Source organism: Streptomyces sp. NPDC059247 (assembly GCF_042754005.1).
GTDB lineage: Bacteria > Actinomycetota > Actinomycetes > Streptomycetales > Streptomycetaceae > Streptomyces.
In genome coordinates, this window is sequence record NZ_JBHYZW010000052.1 from 1 (window position 1) to 1,429 (window position 1,429).

The 1,429-nt window shown below is 56.1% G+C and carries 1 rRNA gene (cut by a window edge); it reads right to left on the reverse strand.

The features are described 5' to 3' along the window. Positions 1 to 32: 32 nt before the first annotated feature. Positions 33 to 1,429, reverse strand: a 23S ribosomal RNA gene (locus tag ACFXGN_RS32690); it runs 1,826 nt beyond the window's last position.

Consider the following 1,429-nt stretch of genomic DNA (forward strand, 5'->3'; position numbering starts at 1 on the left):
CTTCAGAACTAACACAGTGGACGCGAGCAACTGAGGACAAGCCCTCGGCCTATTAGTACCGGTCAGCTCCACCCATTACTGGGCTTCCACATCCGGCCTATCAACCCAGTCGTCTACTGGGAGCCTTACCCTCTCAAGGAGGTGGGAATACTCATCTCGAAGCAGGCTTCCCGCTTAGATGCTTTCAGCGGTTATCCCTCCCGAACGTAGCCAACCAGCCATGCCCTTGGCAGGACAACTGGCACACCAGAGGTTCGTCCGTCCCGGTCCTCTCGTACTAGGGACAGCCCTTCTCAATATTCCTGCGCGCGCAGCGGATAGGGACCGAACTGTCTCACGACGTTCTAAACCCAGCTCGCGTACCGCTTTAATGGGCGAACAGCCCAACCCTTGGGACCGACTCCAGCCCCAGGATGCGACGAGCCGACATCGAGGTGCCAAACCATCCCGTCGATATGGACTCTTGGGGAAGATCAGCCTGTTATCCCCGGGGTACCTTTTATCCGTTGAGCGACGGCGCTTCCACAAGCCACCGCCGGATCACTAGTCCCGACTTTCGTCCCTGCTCGACCCGTCGGTCTCACAGTCAAGCTCCCTTGTGCACTTACACTCAACACCTGATTGCCAACCAGGCTGAGGGAACCTTTGGGCGCCTCCGTTACTCTTTAGGAGGCAACCGCCCCAGTTAAACTACCCATCAGACACTGTCCCTGATCCGGATCACGGACCGAGGTTAGACATCCAGCACGACCAGAGTGGTATTTCAACGGCGACTCCACCATGACTGGCGTCACGGCTTCAAAGTCTCCCACCTATCCTACACAAGCCGAACCGAACACCAATATCAAACTGTAGTAAAGGTCCCGGGGTCTTTCCGTCCTGCTGCGCGAAACGAGCATCTTTACTCGTAGTGCAATTTCACCGGGCCTATGGTTGAGACAGTCGAGAAGTCGTTACGCCATTCGTGCAGGTCGGAACTTACCCGACAAGGAATTTCGCTACCTTAGGATGGTTATAGTTACCACCGCCGTTTACTGGCGCTTAAGTTCTCAGCTTCGCAACCCCGAAAGGTCACTAACCGGTCCCCTTAACGTTCCAGCACCGGGCAGGCGTCAGTCCGTATACATCGCCTTACGGCTTCGCACGGACCTGTGTTTTTAGTAAACAGTCGCTTCTCGCTGGTCTCTGCGGCCACCCCCAGCTCAGAGTGCAAGACTCATCACCAGACGTGGCCCCCCTTCTCCCGAAGTTACGGGGGCATTTTGCCGAGTTCCTTAACCATAGTTCACCCGAACGCCTCGGTATTCTCTACCTGACCACCTGAGTCGGTTTAGGGTACGGGCCGCCATGAAACTCGCTAGAGGCTTTTCTCGACAGCATAGGATCATCCACTTCACCACAATCGGCTCGGCATCAGGTCTCAGGCTAT